This is a genomic window from Herpetosiphon llansteffanensis (assembly GCF_003205875.1).
Classification (GTDB): domain Bacteria; phylum Chloroflexota; class Chloroflexia; order Chloroflexales; family Herpetosiphonaceae; genus Herpetosiphon; species Herpetosiphon llansteffanensis.
Genome location: NZ_PUBZ01000019.1, coordinates 1 through 3078, shown reverse-complemented (window position 1 = coordinate 3078; position 3078 = coordinate 1). Strand labels below are relative to the sequence as shown.

1 protein-coding gene is annotated in these 3078 nt (G+C 48.0%); it reads right to left on the bottom strand.

What is annotated here, in order from left to right; all coding sequences use genetic code 11:
- Window positions 1–85: 85 nt before the first annotated feature.
- A complete protein-coding gene (locus C5S61_RS01195; protein ID WP_110513308.1) occupies window positions 86–2605 on the bottom strand; it encodes a hypothetical protein in 2520 nt (839 codons plus the stop codon).
- Between the last annotated feature and the right edge of the window lie 473 nt (window positions 2606–3078).

The following is a 3078-nucleotide window of genomic DNA, read 5'->3' as shown; positions in this document are numbered from 1 at the left end:
CCCTGACCCCCAGCCCCTGATCCCTCGTTTTTAGCCACAGATTCTAGTTCCAATAGCCAATAGTCTATAGCCCACATCCCTATGCTCAACGCGGATACAGATAGCGAATATCGTCGCGCTCAAGAATCACGTCCGCCAACTGCCAATCGATTTGCCATTGCTGCTCGCGCCATGTCATCTGCACAAGCTGCTCAGCCTGGTAATCACTCATTAAAAGACTCGTCGGATCATACCCCAGCGCCAGCGGGCGTAGATTTGGAGCAACTTCGCTACTAAACAGCAATTGCGATTCAAGCCCATCGTAGACATTCACACGATGCTCATTGGAGAAATTGCTAAAATTAACTGCCAGCCACTGGCCATTTGGCGACCACAAGAATGGGTTTTGACTAGCATAATTGTAACTACCTGAAGCAAGTCGATACCAACGCTGTTGGACCAATTGGTATAAGGCTGGGTAAGTAGTATCCGTTTCTGCATCCTCCAACATAATTGCAAATGTATTAGCATAGGGCGAGAAACTCAGGCTCTCCAAACTATTCAGCTCTAACCCAAGCTCATGGCTACGTTGATTGAGTAAATCGAGAACCATCACCTGCATTGTTTGACCTGTTTCGCCAAGCGGATACACGATCCAATGTTGGTTGGGTGAAACGATGATTTTGGCGATGGTTGGCGCGCTATTAGACGAATAAAATGCAATTGGCACTTCGGCAATTTTTTCAGCACCCGCGAACGGTTCATCAGCAATTGAATTGAGATTAACTCGCCAAATGATCTGCTGGGTACTGGTTGTCTGGAGAAAATAGATTGCCTCAAATTGCCAAGCAATTGGCATAGCAGATTGCAATTCTGGCCAATTTTCAGAATCAAACAGCACCTGCCAATCACCAGTTACGCCATTAATTCTGAGCAATTGGCTTGAACCAGTAAATTCTTTTTCACTACTCACAGGTTGATGCACAACTGCCAACAGCGATGAAAAGCTCGGATGGGCAAGTGGCACAAACGCTTCAGGTTTAACTGGTATTTTAAATTCCCATTGCACAGTCTGCTGCGTTACCGGATCGAATAATTGCCAACGCTGCGGTTCAGGATGTTGCAGCAAGCGTGGCGCATTGTTGTAGCGGGGAAAAACCGCCAGTACATCCTCGGCGACTACCGACATTTGCTGGTCGCGATCGAGCCGCTGAATATTGAGCGAGCTAGCTGCTAAATTGCCAAGCAAGGCAATTGGTGTGGTAATGGGGATTGTGCTGCTTGCTGCTTGGTCAACCACCGTTGGCGGCTCTGCGAATAGCGACTTAATCGGAGCACCCGCCAAATCATATAGCGGAATAATATTGAAGCCAATTAATTCGGCAGGAATGATCAGATCAGTTAATACATTGGTTGCACTATTCCAACGCAATAGTTGAGCTTGTTGATATGATTCTATAGGTGTAGTAATCAACCATTGATCAACGGTAGCCCCTGCCATTGCACTACTTATCGCGCCAGGAATTTGGATTGTTGTCTCAATGAAGCCTGTTTGGCTTGAAACGACCAAAAGCATCGATTCGGTATGCGTTTCAAGGCTACTTTGAATCAACAGCTTTTGCTGATCGTGCGAGAAGGTTGCAGCCTCAATTCGCCCATCAATTGGCTCAGCCAAGCGAATACTGCGTTGTGTACCAGTCAAGTGATCGATCAAGTACAAATCGCTTGGCGATCGAAAGACTCCAATTGACGCACTTTGACTATCACCCACAATAACATCATTAATTGCTGGGCCAAAATTCTCATAACTATCAGTTTTAAGGTCAAGCCGATACAGCGTTTGACTCAGCGTAAACCAGATTTGGCCGGTTTTGGTGAGCAAAAATGACGCTTGCGCCGAAAATTCAAACTCAATAACTGCTTCTAACGCTTGACCATCAACCAAACTTAGGTGGTGTAATTGCCATTGGTCAACACCGATAGAGATAGGGTTAGTTAATAGGTAGATACCTTGGCCAGCAGCATCAAGTGCAACCATCGAAGCTCTATCATTTGCATTTTCTAAACCAAATGTCCAACGGGTTGTGCCCGTTGCGGTATCAATGACGCGTAGCTGTTGTTCGCGCTGAATAATCAGGGTTTGTTCAGCCTGAAGTACCAGCGTTATATCATCGCTATAACTATCGACATTGGCAATTGGCAGTAGTTGACCATCAACGACACGAACTACTTGATCATAAAGGCGAGCATTCGAACGAATCAAGGCATAAAGCTGGCTCGGATTCTCAGTCAATGGTTGATCAAGCGCATCAACCACCAGCGCTGGGGAAGCAATAGGGATTAGCGGCTGTTGATTATTCGGTACCGCTGCTTGCTCTGGCGTTACAAGGATTGGAATTGTTGTTGGAAACAACACCGCAGTTGGATTAATCATTGGTTCGCTGCTCGGCGTAGGCGAGCTAAGCAAGGCCATGGCGCTTGGCTGGCTGGTAGGTTCATCAACTGGTCCCGACTGCATCGTCAAGGCCAACATTAAGCCAATTAAGCCAAGTGCGCCAAGCACTGGCAATACCCGCCACCAATTGCGATCCTTACTCAGCTTTACCCGCTCGCGTTGTGGTTGCATCGGAATTGCTCCTCGATTCAATCATTGGAACGAAGGCTATGGGCTTTGGACTTTTAGCCTAGCAGGGGCAACCGACCCCCAGCCTCCGACCCCTGATCCCTAATCCCCGACCCTTCGTTTTTCGCCACAGATTGCACAGATTCGCTAGATTATGTTCTCATAGCTCAAAGCCTCGAGCTGTACTAGTTCATTGGATTGGCAATCAGGATCATCCCTCACCCCCAGCCCCTCTCCCACTGAACGCAGGAGAGGGGAGCCTTCGATTTTCATCACGATTCAGGCAAGAACCACGGCGTTAAAGCCCCTCGCCTGCAGGTGGGAGAGGGGTTGGGGTGAGGGGATCTTCACAACCTACCCTTGTAAGAGACCCTGACCCCCAACCCCTCATTTTTAGCCACAGATTAGCACAGATTGTTTGGATTCTGCTTCCAATAGCCCAAAGCCTATAGCCAAACTTCCCGATCCCCGACCCC